20 protein-coding genes and 3 pseudogenes are annotated in these 22,623 nt (G+C 69.8%); 4 read left to right on the top strand and 19 right to left on the bottom strand.

The features are described 5' to 3' along the window. Window positions 1-2: 2 nt before the first annotated feature. The 6 genes and pseudogenes from AAG689_RS13920 to cyoA all read right to left on the bottom strand — a co-directional run bounded on the left by AAG689_RS13920 (window position 3) and on the right by cyoA (window position 6,272). A pseudogene (locus AAG689_RS13920) lies at window positions 3-1,324 on the bottom strand (ATP-binding protein). Beyond that, window positions 1,308-2,084: an SURF1 family protein gene (locus AAG689_RS13915; RefSeq protein WP_406626341.1), complete on the bottom strand. Its 777-nt coding sequence runs from the start codon at window positions 2,082-2,084 to the stop codon at window positions 1,308-1,310. Before AAG689_RS13915 ends, AAG689_RS13920 begins: the two are co-directional and overlap by 17 nt. A gap of 53 nt (window positions 2,085-2,137) precedes the next feature. Further along, window positions 2,138-2,569 carry a cytochrome o ubiquinol oxidase subunit IV gene (gene cyoD / locus AAG689_RS13910; RefSeq protein WP_406622557.1) on the bottom strand — a complete coding sequence of 144 codons (432 nt, stop codon included), beginning with the start codon at window positions 2,567-2,569 and terminating at the stop codon, window positions 2,138-2,140. Beyond that, window positions 2,570-3,205 carry a cytochrome o ubiquinol oxidase subunit III gene (cyoC, locus tag AAG689_RS13905; protein WP_406622556.1) on the bottom strand — a complete coding sequence of 212 codons (636 nt, stop codon included), beginning with the start codon at window positions 3,203-3,205 and terminating at the stop codon, window positions 2,570-2,572. After that, the gene (gene cyoB / locus AAG689_RS13900; RefSeq protein WP_406622555.1) at window positions 3,198-5,207 is read right to left on the bottom strand and encodes a cytochrome o ubiquinol oxidase subunit I; all 2,010 of its coding nucleotides are present in this window, start codon (window positions 5,205-5,207) and stop codon (window positions 3,198-3,200) included. The genes cyoC and cyoB overlap by 8 nt, the downstream gene beginning before the upstream one ends. A gap of 21 nt (window positions 5,208-5,228) precedes the next feature. Further along, window positions 5,229-6,272, bottom strand: coding sequence for a ubiquinol oxidase subunit II (gene cyoA / locus AAG689_RS13895; protein ID WP_406622554.1), 1,044 nt, complete (start codon window positions 6,270-6,272; stop codon window positions 5,229-5,231). 259 nt (window positions 6,273-6,531) lie between these two features. Here cyoA and AAG689_RS13890 point away from each other — a divergent pair. Next, a pseudogene (locus AAG689_RS13890) lies at window positions 6,532-7,862 on the top strand (MFS transporter). A gap of 67 nt (window positions 7,863-7,929) precedes the next feature. On the opposite strand, the gene AAG689_RS13885 reads toward AAG689_RS13890, so the two are convergent. The 4 genes from AAG689_RS13885 to AAG689_RS13870 all read right to left on the bottom strand — a co-directional run bounded on the left by AAG689_RS13885 (window position 7,930) and on the right by AAG689_RS13870 (window position 13,552). Continuing rightward, the gene (locus AAG689_RS13885) at window positions 7,930-9,036 is read right to left on the bottom strand and encodes a formylglycine-generating enzyme family protein (RefSeq protein ID WP_406622553.1); all 1,107 of its coding nucleotides are present in this window, start codon (window positions 9,034-9,036) and stop codon (window positions 7,930-7,932) included. Next, a complete protein-coding gene (locus AAG689_RS13880) occupies window positions 9,023-9,679 on the bottom strand; it encodes a hypothetical protein (RefSeq protein ID WP_406622552.1) in 657 nt (218 codons plus the stop codon). Before AAG689_RS13880 ends, AAG689_RS13885 begins: the two co-directional genes overlap by 14 nt. After that, the gene (locus AAG689_RS13875) at window positions 9,679-11,208 is read right to left on the bottom strand and encodes a sulfatase-like hydrolase/transferase (protein WP_406622551.1); all 1,530 of its coding nucleotides are present in this window, start codon (window positions 11,206-11,208) and stop codon (window positions 9,679-9,681) included. The genes AAG689_RS13880 and AAG689_RS13875 overlap by 1 nt, the downstream gene beginning before the upstream one ends. A 568-nt stretch (window positions 11,209-11,776) precedes the next feature. Beyond that, on the bottom strand, window positions 11,777-13,552 hold the full coding sequence (locus AAG689_RS13870; protein ID WP_406622550.1) for a sulfatase-like hydrolase/transferase: 1,776 nt from the start codon (window positions 13,550-13,552) through the stop codon (window positions 11,777-11,779). 54 nt (window positions 13,553-13,606) lie between these two features. On the opposite strand from AAG689_RS13870, the pseudogene AAG689_RS13865 reads away from it, so the two are divergent. The 3 genes and pseudogenes from AAG689_RS13865 to AAG689_RS13855 form a co-directional block, all read left to right on the top strand. Then, window positions 13,607-13,963, top strand: a pseudogene (locus tag AAG689_RS13865) (response regulator transcription factor); the annotation flags it as partial. A 137-nt stretch (window positions 13,964-14,100) separates the two neighbouring features. After that, window positions 14,101-14,310: a response regulator transcription factor gene (locus tag AAG689_RS13860; RefSeq protein WP_406622549.1), complete on the top strand. Its 210-nt coding sequence runs from the start codon at window positions 14,101-14,103 to the stop codon at window positions 14,308-14,310. Window positions 14,311-14,344: 34 nt separating this feature from the next. Next, window positions 14,345-16,171 carry a sensor histidine kinase gene (locus AAG689_RS13855; protein WP_406622548.1) on the top strand — a complete coding sequence of 609 codons (1,827 nt, stop codon included), beginning with the start codon at window positions 14,345-14,347 and terminating at the stop codon, window positions 16,169-16,171. 94 nt (window positions 16,172-16,265) lie between these two features. On the opposite strand, the gene tolA is transcribed toward AAG689_RS13855, so the two are convergent. The 9 genes from tolA to AAG689_RS13810 form a co-directional block, all read right to left on the bottom strand. Continuing rightward, window positions 16,266-17,231: a cell envelope integrity protein TolA gene (gene tolA, locus AAG689_RS13850; RefSeq protein WP_406622547.1), complete on the bottom strand. Its 966-nt coding sequence runs from the start codon at window positions 17,229-17,231 to the stop codon at window positions 16,266-16,268. A 10-nt stretch (window positions 17,232-17,241) separates the two neighbouring features. Next, window positions 17,242-17,667, bottom strand: coding sequence for an ExbD/TolR family protein (locus tag AAG689_RS13845; RefSeq protein ID WP_406622546.1), 426 nt, complete (start codon window positions 17,665-17,667; stop codon window positions 17,242-17,244). 13 nt (window positions 17,668-17,680) lie between these two features. After that, window positions 17,681-18,382 carry a protein TolQ gene (tolQ, locus tag AAG689_RS13840; protein ID WP_034690081.1) on the bottom strand — a complete coding sequence of 234 codons (702 nt, stop codon included), beginning with the start codon at window positions 18,380-18,382 and terminating at the stop codon, window positions 17,681-17,683. Beyond that, the gene (locus AAG689_RS13835; protein WP_020227411.1) at window positions 18,379-18,801 is read right to left on the bottom strand and encodes a YbgC/FadM family acyl-CoA thioesterase; all 423 of its coding nucleotides are present in this window, start codon (window positions 18,799-18,801) and stop codon (window positions 18,379-18,381) included. Before AAG689_RS13835 ends, tolQ begins: the two co-directional genes overlap by 4 nt. A 5-nt stretch (window positions 18,802-18,806) precedes the next feature. Beyond that, complete coding sequence (locus tag AAG689_RS13830; protein ID WP_406622545.1) at window positions 18,807-19,991, bottom strand: pyridoxal phosphate-dependent aminotransferase; 1,185 nt, start codon at window positions 19,989-19,991, stop codon at window positions 18,807-18,809. Further along, window positions 19,988-20,524 carry a transcription antitermination factor NusB gene (gene nusB, locus AAG689_RS13825; protein ID WP_020227409.1) on the bottom strand — a complete coding sequence of 179 codons (537 nt, stop codon included), beginning with the start codon at window positions 20,522-20,524 and terminating at the stop codon, window positions 19,988-19,990. The genes AAG689_RS13830 and nusB overlap by 4 nt, the downstream gene beginning before the upstream one ends. After that, window positions 20,521-20,985, bottom strand: a complete 465-nt coding sequence (gene ribH / locus AAG689_RS13820) for a 6,7-dimethyl-8-ribityllumazine synthase (RefSeq protein WP_406622543.1) — start codon at window positions 20,983-20,985, stop codon at window positions 20,521-20,523. Before ribH ends, nusB begins: the two co-directional genes overlap by 4 nt. Before the next feature lie 3 nt (window positions 20,986-20,988). Continuing rightward, window positions 20,989-22,110: a bifunctional 3,4-dihydroxy-2-butanone-4-phosphate synthase/GTP cyclohydrolase II gene (gene ribBA / locus AAG689_RS13815; protein ID WP_406622541.1), complete on the bottom strand. Its 1,122-nt coding sequence runs from the start codon at window positions 22,108-22,110 to the stop codon at window positions 20,989-20,991. A gap of 117 nt (window positions 22,111-22,227) precedes the next feature. Continuing rightward, window positions 22,228-22,524 (bottom strand): 2Fe-2S iron-sulfur cluster-binding protein, encoded by a 297-nt coding sequence (locus AAG689_RS13810; protein ID WP_406622540.1) that lies wholly within the window; start codon window positions 22,522-22,524, stop codon window positions 22,228-22,230. Window positions 22,525-22,623: the final 99 nt, after the last annotated feature.

Genomic DNA, 22,623 nt, shown 5'->3' with positions numbered 1-22,623 from the left:
CGTCAAATCTCCCGCATCGCGACGGAGGCCAGCGGCAGCGTGATGGTGACGACGGCGCCGCCATCGTCGCGGTTGCGGGCCTGCACGCTGCCGCCCAGGGTGCGCGCGACGTTCATCGCCAGGAACAGGCCCAGCCCGCCGCCGGGGCGGCCCTTGCTGGACTGGTAGGGCTTGCCGAACTGCTGGAGCATGGCGGGCGCGAAGCCGGTGCCCCGGTCGCTGACGATGATGCGCAGCGCATCGCTGCCTGCGTCGCGCTCGGCCTCCAGGCCGACCCAGTGGGGCGATGCATCGCGTGCATTGTCCAGCACGTTGAAAACCATTTGCTCCAGCGTGGCATCGGCGACCATGGGGCTGTCCTCGCCGAAGCGGTTGTCGTAGGCGAACGTGTCTACCGAGCGCGTGGTGCGCCAGTCGCGCGCCAGCGTGTCGAGGAACTGGCAGACGGTGGTCTGGGCCGAGGCCTCGCCGCGCGCCTCGCCGGCCGACAGCAGGATGCCGCTGACGATGGTCTTGCAGCGCTGCACCTGGGCCTGCATCTCGGCGATTTCCTCCTGCAGCGCGGCGTCGCGCGCCAGCGCCGGGTCGCGCCGCCAGTCGCCCAGGATGACGGCCAGGGTGGACAGGGCGTGCCCAGCTCGTGCGCCGCGCCGGAGGCCAGCAGGCCCATGCGCACGATGTGCTCCTCCTCAGCCGCCCGCTGGCGGATGGCGGCCAGGCGCGTGTCGCGCTGGCGCAGGTTGCGTCCGATGCGATGGATGAAGATCACCACCAGCCCCGCGTTGAGCATGAAGCACACCAGCAGCCCCAGCACGTAGGGGCTGGCCAGCCCGCGCGAGAAGTCGGGCGCCAGGGGCAGCGGCAGGGCGTAGCGTGTCAGCAGCACGACGCACAGTGCCGCGATGAGCACCATGCCCCACACGTAGGCGCTGCGCAGCAGGGCGGCGCCCAGCGTGATCTGCAGCAGGTAGAGGAACACGAAGGGGTTGCTGGCGCCGCCGCTCAGGTAGAGCTGCACGGTGAGCACCGCCACGTCCACCAGCAAGGCCAGGAACAGCTCCACGTTGCGCACGCCGCGGCCGGTGCGCCAGCGCAGGAAGCTCACCACGTTGAATGCCGCGAGGCAGCCCACCACCATGAGCATCTCGCGCAGGGGCAGTGCCAGGTTCAGGCTGTAGTGCGCGACCTCGATGGTGAAGATCTGCCCGATGACCGCGATCCAGCGCAGCTGGATGAGCTGGTGCAGGTTCTTGAGCCCTGCCGCGGCGTCGGCCGAGCGGGCTTTCAGGGCAGGGGGCGTGGCGGAGTCAGAGCGGGGGCTCATGGCGGGTGGACAGGCGATGGGCGGCACGCAGCCGGAGCTCGTAGCGTGCCACATACACCGCCGCCGCCGCCACCATGGCCGCCAGGCCGAACCAGGTGACGGCGTACACGAAGTGGCTGTTGTGGAAGCGCACCACCGTCATGCCCGGGCGCGGCCAGGGGCCGGCGCTGGCGGGCGCATCCTCCGGCGCGGGATGCGGCGCGCGCGCGTCCGGAATGCCGGCGTCGATGAAGAAGGGCGCCGCCTGCGCCAGCCCCTGCGCCTGGGCGATGGCGGCCACGTCGCGCGAATGCCAGCGTTGCTGCGCGGGGTCGTTACGGCGCAGGAAGCCGCCGCCGGGCTCGGCCATGCGCAGCAGGCCCTCGACCTGCACGGAGGGGCTGTCCGGCGCCTGGGCCGCGGCGGCCAGCCAGGGCGCGCGCTGGGCTTCGGGGATGAAGCCGCGGTTGACCAGCACCTGGCCGCCGGTGTCGAGCTGCAGCGGGGTGAGCACCCAGAAGCCCGCGCCCAGCACGGTGGCGGCCTGGGTCAGCACGGTCTTGCGCTCCAGCCAGCGGCCCTGGGCGCGCACGGGCTGGTATTCGTGGCTGGCGGCAGTGACCTGCGGCCAGCCGGCGGGCGGGGGCAGGGGGATGGGCGCGGCGTGCAGGCGCTGCTCCACGCGCTCCATCAGCGCCAGCTTCCAGGTGCGGCGCTCCACCTGCCACCAGCCGAGCGCGCTGAACACAACGAACAAGGCGATGCCCGCCAGCGCGAGCATCGCCATCGTCAGATCGGAGTGCGGGCGCGGCAGCGGGCCCGCCTGCGCTGCGCTCAAGGCGCGGTGTGGTGGTGTTCGCCCACCTGCGGCTGACCGGTCATGGGGTTGGCGTGTGAGGGCATCATGTTCGCGTTCATGTGGAACATGACCCACAGCGTACCCGCGAGGGTGACGGCCACGAAGACGATGGTGAACAGGGTGGACAGCATGGTCCAGCCGCCCTGGATCTTGCCGTTCATGTGCAGGAAGTAGACCATGTGGACGACGATCTGCACGGCCGCGAGCACGCCCAGCACGAGCACGGCGGTAGTGCGGTTCTGGATCACGCCGGCCATGACCAGCCAGAACGGGATGGCCGTGAGGATGACGGCCAGGATGAAGCCCTTGACGTAGTCCGAGCGGGTGACGTGCAGGTCGTCGTCATGGCCGTGGTGGTCGTCGTGGTGGTCGCCGCCATGGCCGGCGTGGAGTTCATGCGCGCTCATTCAAAGCACCCCCATGAGATAGACAAAGGTGAAGACGCCGATCCAGACCACGTCCAGGAAGTGCCAGAACATGGACAGGCAGTTGACGCGGCGCACGTTCTCGGCAATCAGGCCGTGCTTGCGGATCTGCAGCATCAGCGTGACGAGCCAGATCAGGCCGAAGGTGACGTGCAGCCCGTGGGTGCCGACCAGCGTGAAGAACGCCGACAGGAAGGCGCTGCGCTGGGGCGTGGCGCCCTGGTGGATGAGGTGGGCGAACTCGTACAGCTCCACGGCCAGGAAGGCCAGGCCGAGCAGGCCGGTGACGGCCAGCCAGGCCAGCGTGCCGCGCACGTTCTTCTGCTGCTTTTGCAGCATGGCGAAGCCGAAGGTGATCGACGACAGCAGCAGGAAGGCCGTGTTCAGGGCCACCAGGCCCAGGTCGAACAGCTCCTTGCCCGTGGGGCCGGCCGCGTAACTGCGGCCCAGCACGCCGTAGGTGGCGAACAGGGCGGCGAAGATGAGGCAGTCGCTCATCAGGTAGAGCCAGAAGCCCAGCGAGGTGCCGTTCTCCGGATGGGGCTCGTGCGCGGGGTGGTAGGCGCGCGGTGCCAGGGCGGCCGCGCCGCCGGCTGCGAGGGTGTGGGTATCAGACATGGGCTGCTGCAAGCTGCTGGGTGCGCGTCGCTTCCACGGTGGCCACGTCGGCGGCCGGGATGTAGTAGTCACGCTTGTAGTTGAAGGTATGGATGATCGACGCCAGCACGGTGGCCGCGAACGAGGCGGCGGCCAGCGGCCACATGTGCCAGATCATGGCGAAGCCGAACAGCGTGGACAGCGTGGCGATCACGATGCCCGCGCCGGTGTTGGCCGGCATGTGGATGGGCTGGAAGCCGGCGAGCGGGCGCTTGTAGCCGTGCTTCTTCATGTCCCACCAGGCATCGATCTCGTGCACCATGGGCGTGAAGGCGAAGTTGTACTGCGGCGGGGGCGAGGAGGTGGCCCACTCCAGCGTGCGGCCGCCCCAGGGGTCGCCGGTCACGTCGCGCAGCTGGTCGCGGCGCAGGTAGCTCACGACGAGCTGCACGAAGAAGCAGGCGATGCCCAGGGCGATCAGCGCGGCGCCGCAGGCGGCGATGATGAACCAGATCTGCAGCGACGGGTCCTCGAAATGGTTGGCGCGGCGCGTCACGCCCATCAGGCCCAGGATGTACAGCGGCGTGAACGCCACCCAGAAGCCCACCAGCCAGAACCAGAACGAGCACTTGCCCCAGAACTCGTCGAGCTTGTAGCCGAAGGCCTTGGGGAACCAGTAGTTGATGCCGGCGAACACCGCGAACACCACGCCGCCGATGATGACGTTGTGGAAGTGCGCGATCAGGAACAGGCTGTTGTGCAGCACGAAGTCGGCCGGGGGCACGGCCAGCAGCACGCCGGTCATGCCGCCGATGGCGAAGGTGCACATGAAGCCCACCGTCCACAGCATGGGCACGGTGAAGTGGATGCGGCCCTTGTACATGGTGAACAGCCAGTTGAAGATCTTGGCGCCCGTCGGGATCGAGATGATCATCGTCGTGATGCCGAAGAAGGTGTTCACCGTGGCGCCCGAGCCCATGGTGAAGAAGTGGTGCAGCCACACCAGGTACGACAGGATGGTGATACACACCGTCGCATACACCATGGAGGTGTAGCCGAACAGGCGCTTGCGGCTGAACGTGGCCACGACCTCGGAGAACACGCCGAACGCGGGCAGCACCAGGATGTAGACCTCGGGGTGGCCCCAGATCCAGATCAGGTTCACGTACAGCATGGAGTTGCCGCCCAGGTCGTTCGTGAAGAAGTTCGTGCCCACGTAGCGGTCCAGCGTCATCAGCGCCAGCGCGGCCGTCAGGATGGGAAAGGTGGCCACGATCAGCGCGTTGGTGCACAGGGCGGTCCAGGTGAACACGGGCATCTTCATCAGGTTCATGCCCGGCGCGCGCATCTTGATGATGGTCACGATCAGGTTGATGCCCGACAAGGTGGTCCCCACTCCCGCGACCTGCAGGCCCCAGATGTAGTAGTCCAGCCCCACGCCCGGATTCTGCGCGCCCAGGTTGGAGAGGGCCAGCCAGCCGGCTGTGGAGAACTCGCCCAGGAACAGCGACAGCATCACCAGCACGGCGCCGCCCGTGGTCATCCAGAAGCTGAAGTTGTTCAGGAACGGGAAGGACACGTCGCGCGCGCCGATCTGCAGCGGCACGAGGTAGTTCATCAGGCCCGTGACGAACGGCATCGCCACGAAGAAGATCATGATCACGCCGTGGGCGGTGAAGATCTGGTCGTAGTGGTGCGGCGGCAGGTAGCCCATGCTCTCGCCGAAGGCCATGGACTGCTGCAGGCGCATCATCACCGCGTCGGCGAAGCCGCGCAGGAACATGACCAGGCCGAGGATCATGTACATGATCCCGATCCGCTTGTGGTCGATGCTGCAGATCCAGTCGCGCCACAGCGGGCTCCACAGGCGGAACTTGGTGAGGGCGGCCAGCATCACGAGGCCGCCCAGGACCACCGCGACGAAGGTCCACAGCACGATGGGCTCGTGCGCCATCGGGATGGAGTCCCAGGTGATGCGTCCCAGCAGCCAGTGGGCTTGGGCCGGGGTAGTGTGTTCAGACATATCGGATTTCTCGGCTCGGATTCACTGTGGGGTGGTGGCCTGGACGGCGTCTGCCTCCAGCGCGGCGACGATGCGGGGCGCGTCGCTCGCCGTGCACACCTCGCGCGGCAGCGTGGCGCCGCTGGCCTTCAGGAAAGTTTCGCCGCCGCGCGCGTCGATGGCCATCATGTCGTGCATGCACATCCGGCCGTCTTCCACGCAGCGGTTGAGCACCTTGTGGTACAGGCCTTCCTCCACGCTGGAGAAGCGCTGCACCGGGTCGCGCTCGCTGGGCTTGGCCAGCTGCAGGTACGTGGTCTTGTCCAGCGGCTTGCCCTCCTGCTGGGCCTTGTGCACCCACTGGGCGAAATCGCCCTCGGACAGCCCATGGAACTTGAAGGTCATGCCCGAGAACCCCGGCCCGCTGTAGTGCGAGGCCAGCCCGTGGAACACACCGGGCTTGTTGATCACGGCGTTCAGCTCGGTCTGCATGCCGGGCATGGCGTAGATCATGCCGGCCAGGTCGGGCACGTAGAACGCGTTCATGGTCGAGGTGGCCGTGAGCTTGAACAGGATGGGGCGGTCCACCGGCGCGGCCAGCTCGTTCACCGTGGCGATGCCCTGCTCGGGGTAGAAGAACAGCCACTTCCAGTCCATCGCCACGACCTGCACCTCCAGCGGTCGGGCGTCGGCGGGCAGGGTGCGGGTGGCGTCGATGCGGTCCAGCGGCCGGTAGGGGTCGAGCTTGTGGGTGCTGATCCAGGTCAGCGCGCCCAGGGCGATGATGATCATCAGCGGCACGGTCCAGATCACCAGCTCCAGCGAGGTCGAGTGGTGCCAGTCCGGGTCGTACTCGGCCTCGGTGTTGCCCTGGCGGTACTTCCAGGCGAACAGGAGCGTGAGCAGGATCACCGGCACGATGATGATCAGCATCAGCAAGGTGGCGGTGACCACGAGGTCGCCCTGCTGGGCGGCGATGTCGCCCGCGGGGTTGAGGACGACGGCCTTGCTGCAGCCGGCCAGGGCGGCGGTCGCGGCGGCGGCCGTCAGCCAGGCGGGCCTGCGGAGGTGCGTGGGTATGGGCATGCTAGAGGCGAGACAAAGGCGCGCTTAGGTGTAAACGCGAATTACGGGGTGGCGGACAATGTAATAGCGCCTAGCGCGCCTGTCGATTGGACATTTTGTCCAGGGTCAAAACCAGGGGCTTGCACCAGGGTGAAACCGCCCATGGTTGATATGGCGCGAGGGTTTCTGACGGCCGATGTCAGTGAAAGCGCACTTGTTGACCGATGGGCTTGCGTGTAGAACGGTGCCGTGCATATGTCTTGAGCCAAGGAGCATCGGTATGAGTAGCGGTTCCATCGCATATCCCGTGTACGGACACGAGAGTGCGGCCTCCCTTTCGCGCGCCCACACGGACGAGGACGTCACCCCTGGCGAGATCGCCGTGGGCGTGATCATCGGGCGCTCGTCGGAGTATTTCGATTTCTTCGTCTTCGGGATCGCCTGCGTGCTGGTCTTTCCGTCGTTCCTGTTCCCCTTCCTGTCGCGCCTGGACGGCACCTTGATGGCATTCGCCATCTTCGCCATCGCCTTCGTCGCGCGGCCGTTCGGCACGGCCCTCTCCATGGCGGTGCAGCGGCGCTGGGGGCGCGGCACCAAGCTCACGCTGGCGCTGTTCCTGCTGGGCTCGTGCACGGTGAGCATGGCCTTCCTGCCCAGCTACAACGCGGCGGGCATGGCCGCCATCGTCGCGCTGGCCGTGCTGCGCTTCGGCCAGGGGCTGGCGCTGGGCGGCTCGTGGGACGGCCTGCCGTCGCTGCTGGCCATGGCCGCGCCCAAGGAGCGGCGCGGCTGGTATTCGATGGTGGGGCAGCTGGGCGCGCCGCTGGGCTTCATCCTGGCGGCCGGCCTGTTCGCCTACCTCTACGGCAGCCTCACGCACGAGGAATTCCTCTCCTGGGGCTGGCGCTATCCGTTCTGCGTGGCCTTCGCCATCAACGTGGTGGCGCTGTTCGCCCGCCTGCGCCTGGTGGTGGGCCAGTCCTATGCCGAGCTGCTGGAGGAAAAGGAGCTGGAGCCCGTGGGCGTGGCGCGCCTCATGCGCGACGAGGGGGGCAACGTGGTGCTGGGCGCCTTCGCGGCCCTGGCCAGTTTCGCGCTGTTCCACGTGGTGACGGTGTTCCCGCTGTCGTGGATCTCGCTGTACTCCGAGCGCTCCATGACCGAAGTGCTGGGCGTGCAGATCGTGGGCGCCTTCCTCGCGGCGGGTGCCGTGGCCGTGTCCGGCAAGCTGGCCGACCACGTGGGCCGGCGCACCCTGCTGGGCTCCATGGCGGTGCTGATCGGCCTGTTCAGCCTGGCCACGCCCTGGCTGCTGGACAGCGAGGGGGCAGCAACATCTTCCTGCTGGCGGGCTTCGTGCTGCTGGGGCTGTCGTACGGGCAGGCGTCGGGCACCGTGACCGCCAACTTCTCCACGCACTACCGCTACACGGGCGCTGCGCTCTCGGCCGACCTGGCCTGGCTCTTCGGCGCGGCCTTCGCGCCGCTGGTGGCGCTGGGGCTGTCCGCGCGCTTCGGCCTGGGCGCGGTGACGCTGTACCTGCTCTCGGGCGTGGTGTGCACTCTGGCGGCGCTGCGCATCAACCGCATCTTCGAGCAGCAAAAGGACTGATTGCTATTGAAAATGTAGCTGCCAGCGCTTTATGGATAAGCGCTGGAGCCCGATTGGGCTCATATCCTCATCCGCTGTCCCTGGCCAGCCGGAACCCCACGTGCGACATGGGGCTGTGCGGGTCGCTGCCGCGCCGCGCGCTGGGGCGGTAGGACAGGCAGTAGTCCTCGTTGCACAGGAACGAGCCGCCCCGGATCACGCGCTTGGGTGCGTCGGCCGGCGCGCCGGGCTCGTCGGGGTCGAACGACCGGGCGGGGCCTTGCGGGTTTTCCATCGGGCCGCGCCCGCCGCCCGCCGACTCCCGGGCGAACTGGTCCGCCCGGTACCAGTCGGCCACCCACTGCCAGGCGTTGCCGGTCATGTCGTGCAGGCCGTAGCCGTTGGCGGGGAAGGTCTTCACCGGCAGCGTGCTCGCCGCGCCGCCCGTTTGGGCGCTGACCACGGGGAAGGGACGGGAGCGCGTGTCCCAGTAGTTGGCCTGCAGCTCGCCGCCGGGCCGAACCTCGTCGCCCCAGGCGTAGGTGGCCTGCTCCAGTCCGCCGCGCGCGGCGAACTCCCATTCGGCCTCGGTCGGCAGGCGCTTGCCCGCCCAGCGGGCATAGGCCCGCGCGTCCTCATGGCTGACCTGCACCACGGGGTGGTCGCCCTTGCCGTCGATGGAACTGCCTGGGCCCTGGGGATGGCGCCAGTCGGCGCCGGGCACGTAGCGCCACCATTGGGCGTAGTCGTCCAGGCGCACAGGGGCGCTGGTGCCCACGAACACCATGGCGCCGGGCACCAGCACCGCATCGGGCGGGCGGGGCGTGCCGGGGGGCAGCTGCACGCGGATGGTGTCCCAGTCGGGCTTGCGCTCCGCGGTGGTGACGTAGCCGGTCTCGCGCACGAAGGCGGCGAACTGGTCGTTGGTGACATGGGCCGTGTCCATCCAGAAGCCCTGGACGCGCACCGGGTGCGCCGGGCGTTCGTTGGGCTGGGCGAGCGGGTGGTCGCTGCCCATGAGGAAGGTGCCGCCCGGCACCCAGGCCATGCCCTGGGGGCCGTTCACGCCGTCGCCCAGCACGACGGCGGGGCGAGCGGGTGCGGACCGCAGGGCCCGCCAGCCGGTGATGCCCGCCGCCGCCAGGGCAACGCCGCCGCCCAGCAGCCAGCGCCTGCGCATTTCAATAGACGCCATGGCGCTTGGGGCAGGCCATGCCCATGTGCTGCTGGATGACCTGCTCGTCCGCCGCGTCGGTGCGGCCGTCGAACAGGAAGTCGTAGACGCTGGACAGGCCCCAGCCCTGGGCGATGCGGCGCCAGTTCGAGAGATCCTGCGCGTCCACCACGCCGTCCTTGTTGCCGTCGCCGGGACAGTCGGGCTCGGAGGCCAGCAGCTCGTCCAGCTTGGCGGTGAGCGCGGTGTAGGCGTTCTGCTGCGCGGGGGTGAGCGGGCCGCGCAGCAGGTCGTTGGCGGCGGGGTCTTCCAGCAAGGGGGTGCCGGGGGCCTGGTCGATGGCGTAGAACTCGGTGGACACGTCCTCGCGGCTGCCACCCGTGGCGCTGTCGTGATTCACCGTGGTGTTGCGCACCAGCTTGTAGTGCTCGTCGCGGATGGCGAGCGTGCGCTCGGGCAGCACGGCCAGCGGCCCGGGCGCGGCGCCCGCGGCGGTGATGGCGCGGTTCACCTCCCAGCACTGCGCGTAGCCCGCGCCGCCGTTGCCGACGACGGAGGCGTCGGTATAGCCCGGCCCCCACCAGACGCCGCCGTTGTCCTCGCAGACGCCCTTGGAGGTGGGGATCTGCGTGCAGCTTCCGGCCTGGCTGCTGGTGCGGTTCATCACGCAGGGGCCGTTGCGGCCGCCCCCGCCTGGATATTGACACCCGACTGGGTGAAGTTGACGGTGCGCAGGCTGGCCTGGGCGGGCGTGGTCAGGTAGGGCAGCAGGCCCGCCGAGTCGACGGTGCGCGGCACCTGCGCGTGCACGTCGGCGATGCCCGCCAGCTCGCCGAAGAGCTGGAACAGGTCCACGGTGTTGACCATGTGCTCCACCGCGCGGCCCGGCGCGGCCACCTGCGGCCCGGCCACGATCAGCGGCACCCACACCCCCGTCTGGTACGAGGTGCCCTTGGCCAGCGGCAGGCTGAACGGCGGCTTGACCGCGTAGCCCAGCGAGCCGTTGTCGCCCACGACCACGATGACGGTGTTGGCGGCCTGCGGGTCGTAGCGCAGGCTGCCGTCGTCGGCGCGCGCGGCCAGGCCGGTCTCCACCAGCAGGCGGCCGAACTCGGTGTCCATGGCCTCGGTCATCTGGTTCTGGATGGCGCGCCCGGCCACGGGGCTGGTGCAGTCCAGCACGTTGCCCGACAGGCGCGGGCTGCTCAGGGGCGTGAGGCGCTTGGGCGCGTGCTGCCAGGGTGTGTGGGCGGCGGAGTAGCTCACGGTCGCCATCCAGGGCGTGCCCGCCGGGCGGGCCTTGATCCAGCGGATGGCGGCGTCGGTCTCGATGGTGGTGCGGTAGCCGCGGGCGCGCGCGTCGGTGAGCGGCACGACCTCGGTGCGGCCGCCGTCGATGACGACCAGGGGCGAGACGTAGTAGGCGTTCTCGCGGCCGAAGTCCAGCCGCGCGCTGGCGGGCAGGGGCGTGCCGCACCGGTGGCGGTCCACGAAGACGCCGCCCTTGGCCAGGCATTGCAGGCCGGTCGCGTCCTCGGAGAGCGCGGGCTGAGGCATGTCCTCGCACGCGCCGTCCGCGAAGTGGCAGGCCCCGGCGAAATGGTGCGGGTAGAAGCCGCAGGACCACGCGCCCGCGCCATAGGCACCGCCCGCCGTGGTGTCCACCGAGCCGGGCAGCCCGCCGACCCAGCCGTAGAAATGGTCCCAGCCCAGTTGCAGCGGGGTGGAGTTGCCCGCCTCGTTGTGCTCGGGGCCGGCGAGGTGGAATTTGCCGAACATCGCGTTCTCGTACCCCGCCGCCTTGAGCAGCTTGGGCACGGTCGCGTCGTGCGGCGAGAGCTGCGAGTTGGCGAGGTCGTTGGGCCCCAGCGCCTGGTACATGTTCGTGCGCAGCGGGTAGCGCCCGGTGAAGAACGCGGCCCGGCCCGGCGAGCATTCGGGCATGGACCAGGTGTTGCGGAACTTGACGCCCGCATTCGCCACGGCCTCCATGTTGGGCATGGGCGGCGCGTCCTGGCCGCCGTAGCCGAAGCTGCGCATCTGGTCGATGCCCACGTCGTCCATCACCACGAACAGGATGTTCGGCGGCTGCGGGGTGGGCGCTTCGGTGGCGGGGCCGCTGGACGAGCCGCCGCAGGCGGCGAGCATGCAGGCCGCTGCCAGCGCGGCCCCTGTTGTGGTCGTGGGGTGCATCACGTGTCTCCTCAGAATGCCGGCGGCGTGCAGCGCTTGCCGATATGGGCTTCGATGACGGCCCGGTCGGCCGCGTCGGTTTTGCCGTCGTGGTTCAGGTCGTACCAGCTCGACTGGCCGCCGTTGAGCTGGCTCAGCTCCCGCCAGTTGTCCAGGTCCTTCTGGTCCACCACGAGGTCGCGGTTGCCGTCGCCGGGGCAGTGGGTGCTGTCGTAGTTCTGGTGGTAGTCGGCCACCTTGTCGCGCTGGTCCAGTTCGGCGCACAGCGTGGCGTAGGCTTGCCGCGCCTGCGCGTCCAGTCCGGACACGTCGAGCGGCGAGGCGCCGGAGGCCAGCTCGCTGCCGTCTTTGTCGATCACCGGGTTCGGCGGGGTCATGTCGATGCGGTAGAGCTCGTCGGTGTTGGTGTTGGTGCCCGTGTAGGTGGAATTCACGGGATTGGTCAGGTCGATCGTGTAGGTCTTGCGGTTCATGCGCACCAGCTTGTAGGTGCCGTCGCTCGCGGCCTTCGACGCATCGGGCAGCACCTTGACCGCGTCGCCCGGGTTGCGCGCCTGGCGGTAGGACATCACCTGGCCGCAGTGGGCGAAGCCCTTCTCGGGCACGCCCGCGAGGCCCGAGCCGGCGCCGTACCAGACGCCGCTCTGGTCATCGCACAGGCCCTTGTACGGGAAGATGCTGAAGCAGACTTCGGCGGCCTCCACCACGCAGGGCTGCGGCGCGATGGCCGTGGCCGGGTTGGTGAAGTTGGTGCCCATCTCGGCGAAGTTGACCGTGCGGAGGCGGCGCTGCCGGGGTCGGTCAGGTAGGCGTACATCGGCCGCGCGTCCAGCGGGCGCTGGGCGGGGATGGCCGCCTCGACGTCGGCGCCCGCGATCTCGGCGAACAGGCGGTACAGGTCGGGCGAGCTCACCTGGTGAGGCACCTCGCGGCCCGGCTCCTTGACCATCGGGCCGGCCACGAGCAGCGGCACCGCCACGCCGGTCTGGTAGGGCGAGCCCTTGCCGCGCGACGGGTCGAACCGGCCCGGCGCGGTGAACTTCACGCTGTTCACGTAGGTGCCGTTGTCGCCCATCACGACCACCACGGTGTTGGTCTTCTCGGGCTGGTAGTCCAGCGTGCCGTCGCTGCGGTAGGCGGCCAGGCCCAGCTCCACCAGCAGGCGGCCGATCTCCTTGTCCATGGCCTCGATCATCAGGTTGGTGACGAGGTGGGCGTCCACCACGGCAGCAACCTGCCCCGGCACGCCCTCCATGTCGCTGGCGGGAGAGCAGACGAGGTTGTCGTTGCGGCCCGGCGTGGTCTCGGAGATCAGCGCCAGCGGCGGCAGTTGCAGCGGCGTGTGCACGGCCGAGTAGCCCAGCGAGAGCATCCAGGGCTTGTCGCCCGGCTGCCGCTTGGCCCAGGCGATGGCGCGGTCGGTCTCCATCGTGCTGCGGTAGCCGCGCGCGGCAGGATCCTCGGCCGTGATCTTGCGGGCGCTGCCGTCGGGCTCGCTGATGACGAACTCGCCCGTGTAGTAGCCGTTCTGCGTGGAGAAATCGAGGGCGGCGGGCGCCCGGGTCTGGCAGGACTGGCCGGGGTCGAAGATGCCGCCGCGCTCCAGGCAACTGCGCCCCGGGGTGGCGATGCCCGCGCCGCGCTGGATGGGCTCGCAGGTGCCGGTGGCGAAGTAGCAGGCGCCGGCATCCGCGCCGTAGGCAGGGTCCATCGTGCTGTTGGGCACGAAGCCGCAGGGGTAGGTGCTCTCGGCCACGGTGCTGCGGCCCGCGCGCGTGTCGATCGGGTAGGGCGCGCCGTCGAGGTAGCCGTCGAAATGGTCCCAGCCCAGCTTCCACATCGTCTGGTGGCCGTAGGGCAGGTTGGGCGCGCCGTTCAGGTCCGTGCCCGTCAGGTGCATCTTGCCGATCATGGCGCTGGTGTAGCCCCGGGTCTTGAGCAGCTTGGGCAGCGTCACCTCGTAGGGCGAGATCTCGGAGTTGGCGAGATCGGTGGCGACCACGGCGTTGAGGATGTTGGTCGCCGAGGGGTTGCGCCCGAGGAAGAAGGTCGCCCGCGTGGGCGTGCACGTGGGCATGGCCCAGGCATTGCGAAAGCGCAGGCCCGCGCTGGCGATGGCGTCGAGCGAGGGCGTCCTGGGCGGCACGGCGCCGCCATGGCCGTAGGAGGTAAGCTGGTCGATGCCGAAGTCGTCCAGCACGATGAACAGGATGTTGGGCTGCTGCGCCGTGGGCGCATCGGGCGGGGCGGTGCTGCCGTCGCCGCTGCCGCCGGAGCAGGCGGCCAGCAGGGCCAGCGTGGCTGCGGCAAGGGGGGCGGGGGCCCAGTGTCTTGGGGTGTGCATGGCAGATCTCCTCTGCCCGGCAGTGTCCAGCGCACGGGCGGCGGTGCCAATACCATGAACGGGGTATTCAACCGGGCGTGCCCGCTGTGTCAGAGTCGGGCCATGGACCCACATCAAGAGGACACATGCCGCGTGCTGCTCGTCGAGGACGACGAGCCCCTGCGCGACCGTTTCGCGCGCATCCTCGCAGCGTGGCCCGGCGGGCAACTGGTGGCTGCCTGCGCGACGCTGGCCGAGGCCGTGCAGGCGCTGCAGGGCGGGCGCGTGGACTTGCTCATCACCGACCTGCGCCTGCCCGACGGCCACGGCACGCAGGCCATCCGCCTGCTGCGCAGCCTGTACCCGGCGGCGGAGGCCATGGTCATCTCGGTTCTGGCCGACGACGCCACGGTGATCGAGGCCATCGAGGCCGGCGCGGCGGGCTACCTGCTCAAGGACGCGGACTCCATCGAACTCGTCGAGGCCATCGAGGAGCTGCGCGCCGGGCGCTCGCCCATCTCCTCGTCCATCGCGCGCATCATCGTGCGCCGGCTGGGGGCGCGCCCGCCGTGCCGCTGGCCGAGGCGCTCACCTCGCGCGAGACGGAGATCCTCTGGGGCATCGCGCGCGGCCTCACCTATGCCGAGCTGGCGCAGCAGCTGGGCATCTCCAAGCAGACCGTGCCCGTGCACATCAAGAACGTCTACCGCAAGCTGGAGGCCACGAACCGCTCCGAGGCCGTGTTCAACGCCACGCAGCGGGGGTTGATCCGCCTGTGAGCGGAGCGCTTTTCCATCCAGGGGCGGCCCGGCGATGAAAAAGGCCGCCCTCGCCTTGCTCGCCTGCCTGGGCCTGCTGCTGCTCGCGGGCGCACCCTTCCTGCCGCGCCTGGTGCAGATCGAAGGTGGGCAGGTTCTGGACCGTGCCTTCGTGCTGGCCCCTGGGGCGCAGCAGGAAGTGGAAACCGCGCTGCCCCACACCTGGCCGCCGCGCCACCAGGGCGGCGACGCCGAATACCGCTATCGCCTGCACTTCGGCCTGCCGGAGGCGCCGCGCGAGCCGCTGTACCTGTTCCTGCCGCTGGTGAGCCAGCGCGCCGCCATCGCCCTCAACGGCGTGGAGCTGATGGACACGGGCAACCGCTCGCTGCCCACGGGCATCACCTCGGGCGTGACGGTGTTCGTGCGGCTGCCGGCCGACCGGCTCGCGGCGGGCGCCAACACCCTGGACGTGCGCGTGGCGGCGGCAGGCGTGATGCGGGGCCACCTCTCGCCGCCGCGCGTAGGCAGCGCCCAGGCGCTGGGGCCGCATTACCGCCTGGGCCTGTTCCTGCTCGAACACCTGCGCCTCATGGCGCTGGCGGGGCAGCTGCTGCTGATGGTGGCCGTGCTCGCGGCCTGGCTGTACCGGCCCGTGGAGCCGCTGTTCGGCTGGCTGCTGCTCATGCAGGTGCTGAGCCTGCCGCAGTACGCGGGCCTGCGGTCGGACCTGCCGGGCGTACAGGAGGCGCTGCCCTACGTGCTCATGGCCAGCTCGTCGGCCTCCTTCATCCTGCCCATCATCGCGCTGCTCATCAACGGCATGGCGGTGCCGCGCTGGCTCCAGTGGTGCGTGGCGGCGGTGCCGTGCCTGGGCATCGCGCTCGCGCTGCTGCCGGCCCTGCCGGTGTGGCAGGTCATGCTGGCGCTGAGCCTTCCTGCGGTGGTGCTGGCGGTCTGGGCGGCGGCGGCCATCACCGCCGCGGGCGCGCTGCGCGGCGTGCGCGAGGCGCGGCTGCTGCTCGTACCCATGCTGCTGTTCGCGCTGGCGCTGCTGCACGACGTGGCCCAGGTGGCGGGATGGATCGACGGGGCCGTGCTGCTGGGGACGTACTACCGCATGGTGCTCATGATCGGCATCGCGGTGATCCTCATGCGCCGCCTCGGCCTGAGCCTGATGCGGCTGGACGGCGCCAACGCCCGCCTGCGCCAGGAGCTGGCGCAGCGCGAGGCCGAGCTGGCGCGCCTGCACGAGGAAGAGCGGCGCGAGGCCGCGCAGCGCGTGCGCAGCGAGGAGCGCCAGCGCCTCACCGTGGACCTGCACGACGGGCTGAGCGGCCACCTCGCCTCCATCATCGCGCTGGCCGAGCGCGAGCGCTCCGCCGTCATCGAGCGCAGCGCGCGCGAGGCGCTGGACGACCTGCGCGTGGTGATCCACTCGCTGGACATCGGCGACCGCGAGCTGACCGTGGCGCTGGCAGGCCTGCGCGAGCGCCTGGCGCGCCAGCTCAAGCGGCTGGGGGTGGAACTGGACTGGTCCACCGCGCGGCTGCCCGAGATCTCGGGCGTCACGCCCACGCACGCGCTGGCCGTGCTGCGCATCGTGCAGGAGGCCGTCACCAACGCCGTGCGCCACGGCCCGGCCACGCGCATCGCCGTGCGCGGCGAGCCGCACGGCGCGGCGCAGGCGGCGATCGTGGTGGAGAACGACGGCGCGCCTTTTCCGCGCAGTGGATGCGGCGGCGGCGCGGGGCTGGAGAACATGCGCCGCCTCGCGGAACTGCTGGGCGGCGAAGTGCGCTGGGAGGCGCCGCAGGGCGGCGGTGCGCGCGTGGCGGTGCTGCTGCCCTTGCAGCTGCCGGTGCACGGAGGCGCTATTTAAAAGGTAGCTGGTCGCGCTTGCGATGCAAGGGTTTCATGGTATTTTTCCATTGAAACCCTTGTGCAGAGAGCGCAAGCTGCTCACTTTTTGGAAATCAATCCTTGGGGCGGAAGCTGATCACCATGGACGAGGGCACGCGCCCGTCCACGTCGCGCGGCAGCGTCTCGGTCTTGTGCAGGGCGCGCACCACGGCATCGTCCCATGCCTTGTTGCCGCTGGCCTTCACGATGCGAACGCCGACGATGGTGCCGTCCGGCGCGGCACGCACCTCTACTTCGGCGTGCGGGTTGCCGGTGATGGCGTCGGGGAAGACGATGTTCGGCAGCACCTTGGCCTTGACCTTGCCGCCGTAGCTTCCGGAAGGGCCGGCGCTGCGCTGTGCAGTGCCCGTGGCGGTCTCGCCGCCCGTGGCGCCGGCCAGGCCCGCGATGCGGCGCATCTGCTCCTGGCGGAATTCCTCGGCGCGCTTGGCCTCGGCGGCTGCCTTGCGTTTGTCCTCGGCCAGCTTCTTCTGCTTTTCCTGCTCGGCCTTGGCGGCCTTCTCGCGCTCGGCTTTTTCGCGCTCGGCCTTATCGCGTTCAGCCTTCTGCTGGGCCAACTGGCGGTCTTTCTTTTCCTGCTCCAGTCGCTCGCGGCGCTCCTCTTCCTTGCGTTCGCGCTCGCGCTTTTCGCGTTCGAGCTGCTGCTGGCGCTTCTTTTCCTCTTCGAGGCGTTTCTTCTCCTTCTCGCGCTCGAGGGCGATGTCGGCCTCGCGCGTATCGGGCTGGACCTGGCGGGGCGGAGGAGGGGGCGGCGGCGGCGCCGGTGCCGGCCGCGGGGCCGGTTCGGGCGCGGGCGCGGGCGGCGGCGGAGGCGCCACGGCGCGCGGCGCGGCCTGCTGGGGCACGGCAGCCCACAGCTCGGCTTCCACGGCGGGCTGGTCCGCGCTGGTCTTCCAGTTCACGCCCCAGGTCAGGGCGCCGATGAGCACGGCATGGGCGAGCACGGCCAGCGCCACGGCCCGCATGCGGCCAGGCGGGCGGGGCGGGGCGAATTGGTCGCGGTCGTTGGTGGCGTGCATGCGGGTCGCTTCAGCCACCGCCCTTGACGGCCAGGGCGACGCGCGGCACGCCCGCGGCCTGCAGCGCGGACATGGCCTGCATCACGGAGTCGTAGGAGACGTTCTTGTCCGCGCTGATGAGCACGGGCGTGTCCTCGGGCTGGTCCTTGAGCCAGTTCCTGGCCGTGGCGCCCAGGTTCTGCAGCTGCACGGTGCGCTCGTTGCCGTCGGCCTTGAAGCGCACGCTGCCGTCCTTCTCGACGAACACGTCGGCGCGCGTCTTGGGCACCTTGGCACCCTTGCCGACCGAGGGCACGTTGACCGAGCTGGGCGTGAGCATGGGCGCGGTCACCATGAAGATGATGAGCAGCACCAGCATCACGTCGATGAACGGCACCATGTTGATCTCGTTCATGGAGCGGCGGCGCGATCCGCCGCGCGAGGCCATTGCGGGCATGCCGTGTCTCCCTTCAATGCCCCGAGGGCGATGCGGGGTGCGCGCCCAGGTTGCGCTGCAGGATGTTGGAGAACTCCTCGATGAAGGTCTCCTGGTGCGTGGCCACGCGGTCGATGTCGCGCGCGAAGCGGTTGTAGGCGATCACGGCGGGGATGGCGGCGAACAGGCCGATGGCCGTGGCCACCAGGGCCTCTGCGATGCCCGGCGCCACGGTGGCGAGCGTGACCTGCTCCATGCCCGCGAAGCCGGTGAAGGCGTGCATGATGCCCCACACGGTGCCGAACAGGCCCACGTAGGGGCTGACGGAGGCGACGGAGCCGAGGAACGAGAGGCTTGATTCGATCACGTCCATCTCGCGCTGGAAGCTCGCGCGCATGGCGCGGCGCGCACCGTCCAGCAGCGTTCCGGGGTCGCCGATGCGGCGCTCGCGCAGCTTGTGGTATTCGCGCATGCCGCTGGCGAAGATGCGTTCCATGGGGCCGGCGTGCTTGGCGTTCTGCGCGGCGGCGGCGTACAGGTCGTTGAGGCTGGTGCCGGACCAGAAGTCGCGCTCGAACTCGTCGTTGAGCGACTTCACGCGCTTCAGGGCGAACAGCTTGCGGAAGATGGCGGCCCAGCTCGCGATGGAGACGCCGATCAGCAGCAGCATGACGAGCTGCACCACCCAGCTCGCGTTGAGCACGAGGCTCAGGATGGACATGTCTTGGGAATTCATGATGAAAGTCGTTCCAGCAGGGAGCCCGGGATGCGCGCGGGGCGCAGGGTAGCGGCTTGGACCCAGCCGATGCGGATGGTGCCTTCGCACAGCAGGGCGGGGGAGGTATCTGGGTTCATCTGCTCTGGTTTCAGGAGCGCCTGCTGCTCGATTGTGAGCGATGCCCGGCCGCTTTCCCGCACGCTGGCGGTAACAATCAGTTCATCGTCCAGCCGGGCGGAGCGCAGGTAGCGCAGGCGCGCGTCGGTTACGACAAACATGCCGCCCGTGAGTTCCCGCAGCCGCTGCTGGCCCAGGCCCCGCGAGCGCAGCCACTCGGTGCGCGCGCGTTCGAAGAACTTGAGATAGTTGGCGTAGAACACGATGCCGCCGGCATCCGTGTCCTCCCAGTAGACGCGCACCGGCCACTCGAACGCCATGCGCCTCAGCCCAGCAGGGCGCGCAGGCGCGCCACCGATTCCTGCAGCTGCGCCATGGAGCTGGCGGTGGAAAAGCGCACGAAGCGCCCCGTGTCCGCCGTGCCGAAGTCGCGCCCCGGCGTGATGGCCAGGTGCGCGCGGCGCATCAGCGCGAAGGCGAAGTCCCAGCTGCCCGACACGCCCAGCGTCTGCGCGGCCTGCGTGCAGTCGGCCCAGGCATAGAAGGCGCCGTCGGGCATCACGGGCACCGTCAGGCCCAGCGATTGCAGCGCGGGGATGAAGAAGTCGCGCCGCGCCTTGAATTCCGCGCGGCGGCGCTCGTACTCGGCGATGCTGTCCTTCTCGAAGCAGGCCAGCGCGGCATGCTGCGAGATGGCCGAGGCGCAGATGAACAGGTTCTGCGCCAGGCGCTCGACCACGGGCACCATGGCGTCGGGCACCACCATCCAGCCCAGGCGCCAGCCGGTCATGTTGAAGTACTTGCTGAAGCTGTTGATGCTGATGACGTCGTCGCCCAGCGCCAGAGCGGTCTGGCCGAAGGCCTCGTCGTAGGACAGGCCCAGGTAGATCTCGTCGATCAGCGTGATGCCGCCGCGTGCGCGCACCACGCCCTGGATGCGGCGCAGTTCATCGGGGGCGATGGAGGTGCCCGTGGGGTTGGAGGGCGAGGCCAGCAGCACGCCGCGTGTCTTCGGGCCCCAGGCGGCCTCGACCTTCGCGGCGCTCAGCTGGAAGCGTTCTTCCGCCGTGGTGGGGATCAGCACCGCCTTGCCCTCGGCCGCGCTCACGAAGTGGCGGTTGCAGGGGTAGCTGGGGTCGGGCATCAGGATCTCGTCGCCCGCCTCGATCAGCGCCAGGCAGGCGAGCTGCAGCGCGGCCGACGCGCCGGCCGTGACCACGATGCGCCGCGCGGGCACGTCGACGCCGAAGCGCTGGGCATACCAGCCGCTGATGCGCTCGCGCAATGCGTCGAGCCCCAGCGCCTGCGTGTACTGCGTGCGGCCCGCGCGCATGGCGCGGTCGGCCGCTTCCTGCACCAGCGGCGGCGCGGTGAAGTCGGGCTCGCCGATGTTCAGGAAGATCATGGGCTCGGCCGTGCCTGCGGCCTCGCGCGCCAGAGCCTGCGCGGCCTTGGCGACTTCCATCACGTAGAAGGGTTCGATGCGCTCGGCGCGGGTGGAAAACCTCATGCCTTGCCCGCCGCCTTGTCGGCCGCCACCTCCGCCTCGCGCAGCTGGGGCGCCAGGCCGCCCAGCACGCCGTTGACGTACTTGTGCCCGTCGGTGCCGCCGAACTCCTTGGCCAGCTCGATGCATTCGTTGATGACCACGCGCCAGGGCACGTCCAGGCAGTGCTGGAACTCGTAGACGCCGATCCACATCACCGCGTGCTCGATGGGCGAGATCTCGCTCATCTTGCGGTCGAGCTTGGGGGCGATCAGCGCGTCCAGTGCCTGCGCTCCCTCAATGCAGCCGTGCAGCAGCGCGTCGTAGTGCGCCGCGTCGGCCTTGTGGAAGCCCGAGAGGTCACGCGTGAACAGGTCGATGGCGGTGGCGTCGTTGCCGCCCACCAGGTGCTGGTAGAGCGCCTGCAGCGCGAATTCGCGCGCGCGGCTGCGGTTGGACTTGGAGCCGGCCTTGCGCGCCCCGGTGCTGGTGGTGCCGGTGCGCGGCTGGCGCGGCGGGCGCCCGGGTTGCTCGGGCGTGGTGGTGGGTTCGGTCACGACAGCTCCTCCAGCAGGTTCGCCATTTCCACGGCCACGCGGGCCGCGTCCACGCCCTTGTCCGTCTGGCGGGCGATGGCCTGTTCCAGGTTCTCGGTGGTGATGATGGCGTTGGCGATCGGCACCTGGTAGTCCAGCGCCAGGCGCGTGACGCCCGCGCCCGACTCGTTGGCCACCAGCTCGAAGTGGTAGGTCTCGCCGCGGATGATGCAGCCCAGCGCGATCAGCGCGTCGAACTCGTCGCGCTCGGCCATGGCCTGCAGCGCCACCGGCACCTCCAGCGCGCCGGGCACCAGCACGTGGCGGATGTGCTTGTCCTGCACGCCCAGCCGCAGCAGCTCGGCGCGGCAGGCCGCAGCCAGGCTGTTGGTGATGCTCTCGTTGAAGCGGGCCTGCACGATGCCGATGTGCAGCTTCTTGCCATCGAGCTTGTCAGCGGTGCCTTTGTCTGCGCCAAACATGGTTTATTCCTTGGAGATGTAGCCGGTGATTTCGAGCCCGTATCCCGCCATGCTGGGCATGCGGCGCGGCTGGCCCATGAGCTGCATGCGGGCCACGCCCACGTCGCGCAGGATCTGCGCGCCCACGCCGTAGGTGCGCAGGTCCATGCGGCCGCGCTCGGGCGCCTGGGCGGCGCGGGCCTTGCCCTCGAACTGCTCCAGCAGCTGCTCGGCCGTCTCGCCGCAGTTCAGCAGCACGGCCACGCCGCAGCCGTGGCTGGCGATGTGGTGCAGGCTGGCGTCCAGGCTCCAGGAGTGCATGGCGCGGCCGGTTTCCAGCGCGTCCAGCACCGACAGCGGCTCGTGCACGCGCACAGGCACGCTGGTCTGTGCGTCCCACTGGCCCTTGACCAGCGCCAGGTGCACGGCCTGGCTGGGCGCGTCGCGGAAGGCATGGGCGGTGAATTCGCCGAAGGCGGTGTGCAGCACGCGCGAGCCCACCTTTTGCACCAGCGATTCGGTGCGGCTGCGGTGCTCGATCAGGTCGACGATGGTGCCGATCTTGATGCCGTGCTCGGCCGCGAAGAGCTGCAGGTCGGGCAGGCGGGCCATGGTGCCGTCGTCCTTCATCACCTCGCAGATCACGGCGGCGGGGCTGCAGCCGGCCATGGCGGCCAGGTCGCAGCCGGCCTCGGTGTGGCCGGCGCGCATGAGCACGCCGCCGTCCACCGCCTGCAGCGGGAAGATGTGGCCGGGCTGCACCAGGTCGGCGGCCACGGCGCCGGGCGCCACGGCGGCCTGCACCGTGCGCGCGCGGTCGGCGGCGGAGATGCCGGTGGTCACGCCCTCGGCCGCCTCGATGGAGACGGTGAACGCCGTGCCCATCTTGGTGCCGTTGCGCGCCGCCATGGGCGGCAGCTGCAGCCGCTCGCAGCGCTCGCGCGTGAGGGTCAGGCAGACCAGGCCGCGGCCGAAGCGGGCCATGAAGTTGATGGCCTCGGGCGTCACGTGGTCGGCGGCGATCACCAGGTCGCCTTCGTTCTCGCGGTCTTCCTCGTCCACGAGGATCACGATGCGGCCGGCAGCCAGCTCGGCCACGATGTCCTCGACGGGCGAGATCGGCACAGGCGTGAGGGGGGAATTCATGCAGGGCTTTCGGGTGGATGGCCGCGCGCCCAGGTCAAGGAACAGGCGATGCGCCTCACGGGCCGCACGGCTTAAGGGATGCGTCGATCCCGAAGCGCGCGATTTTAGTCCAGCCGGTCAGATGCCGGGCGCCTCGAGTTTGACGTCGCTCAGCGGATAGGCCACGCAGGGCAGCACGCAGCCCTCGGCCTTTTCCTCGGGCGAGAGGCCGGGCCATTCCACCTCGTAGCGCACCTGGCCCTCGGCGAGCATTCCGATGCAGGTGCGGCAGGTGCCGTTGCGGCAGGAGCTGGGCCAGTCGATGCCGCCTTGCTCCAGCGACACCAGCAGCGGCTGCTCGGGCCAGGCGTCGCATTGCGTGCCGTCGTCGCCCACGCGGGCGGTGAAGAAGGGCAGGGGGGCGGGTGCGTTCATGTCGGTCAAGGGTAAAAATCGCCTCCAGCGCTCGTCCATCAAGCGCTGGCCGCTATGAAATCGATAGTCTGCGGTGGCCGGCCGGCGTGCTTAAAAAAC

Origin of the sequence: Acidovorax sp. SDU_ACID1 (genome assembly GCF_045291395.1) — a bacterium.
Taxonomy (GTDB): Bacteria; Pseudomonadota; Gammaproteobacteria; order Burkholderiales; family Burkholderiaceae_C; genus MR-S7.
The sequence above is the reverse complement of the archived record's forward strand: the minus strand, read 5'-3'. Positions and strand labels throughout refer to the sequence as shown.

Coding starts and splice junctions, on each gene's coding strand:
- AAG689_RS13915 (WP_406626341.1), bottom strand. CDS start 2,084: ATGCTCGCGCTGGCGGGCATCGCCTTGTTCGTTGTGTTCAGCGCGCTC.
- cyoD (WP_406622557.1), bottom strand. CDS start 2,569: ATGAGCGCGCATGAACTCCACGCCGGCCATGGCGGCGACCACCACGAC.
- cyoC (WP_406622556.1), bottom strand. CDS start 3,205: ATGTCTGATACCCACACCCTCGCAGCCGGCGGCGCGGCCGCCCTGGCA.
- cyoB (WP_406622555.1), bottom strand. CDS start 5,207: ATGTCTGAACACACTACCCCGGCCCAAGCCCACTGGCTGCTGGGACGC.
- cyoA (WP_406622554.1), bottom strand. CDS start 6,272: ATGCCCATACCCACGCACCTCCGCAGGCCCGCCTGGCTGACGGCCGCC.
- AAG689_RS13885 (WP_406622553.1), bottom strand. CDS start 9,036: ATGGCGTCTATTGAAATGCGCAGGCGCTGGCTGCTGGGCGGCGGCGTT.
- AAG689_RS13880 (WP_406622552.1), bottom strand. CDS start 9,679: ATGAACCGCACCAGCAGCCAGGCCGGAAGCTGCACGCAGATCCCCACC.
- AAG689_RS13875 (WP_406622551.1), bottom strand. CDS start 11,208: ATGCACCCCACGACCACAACAGGGGCCGCGCTGGCAGCGGCCTGCATG.
- AAG689_RS13870 (WP_406622550.1), bottom strand. CDS start 13,552: ATGCACACCCCAAGACACTGGGCCCCCGCCCCCCTTGCCGCAGCCACG.
- AAG689_RS13855 (WP_406622548.1), top strand. CDS start 14,345: ATGAAAAAGGCCGCCCTCGCCTTGCTCGCCTGCCTGGGCCTGCTGCTG.
- tolA (WP_406622547.1), bottom strand. CDS start 17,231: ATGCACGCCACCAACGACCGCGACCAATTCGCCCCGCCCCGCCCGCCT.
- AAG689_RS13845 (WP_406622546.1), bottom strand. CDS start 17,667: ATGCCCGCAATGGCCTCGCGCGGCGGATCGCGCCGCCGCTCCATGAAC.
- tolQ (WP_034690081.1), bottom strand. CDS start 18,382: ATGAATTCCCAAGACATGTCCATCCTGAGCCTCGTGCTCAACGCGAGC.
- AAG689_RS13835 (WP_020227411.1), bottom strand. CDS start 18,801: ATGGCGTTCGAGTGGCCGGTGCGCGTCTACTGGGAGGACACGGATGCC.
- AAG689_RS13830 (WP_406622545.1), bottom strand. CDS start 19,991: ATGAGGTTTTCCACCCGCGCCGAGCGCATCGAACCCTTCTACGTGATG.
- ribH (WP_406622543.1), bottom strand. CDS start 20,985: ATGTTTGGCGCAGACAAAGGCACCGCTGACAAGCTCGATGGCAAGAAG.
- ribBA (WP_406622541.1), bottom strand. CDS start 22,110: ATGAATTCCCCCCTCACGCCTGTGCCGATCTCGCCCGTCGAGGACATC.
- AAG689_RS13810 (WP_406622540.1), bottom strand. CDS start 22,524: ATGAACGCACCCGCCCCCCTGCCCTTCTTCACCGCCCGCGTGGGCGAC.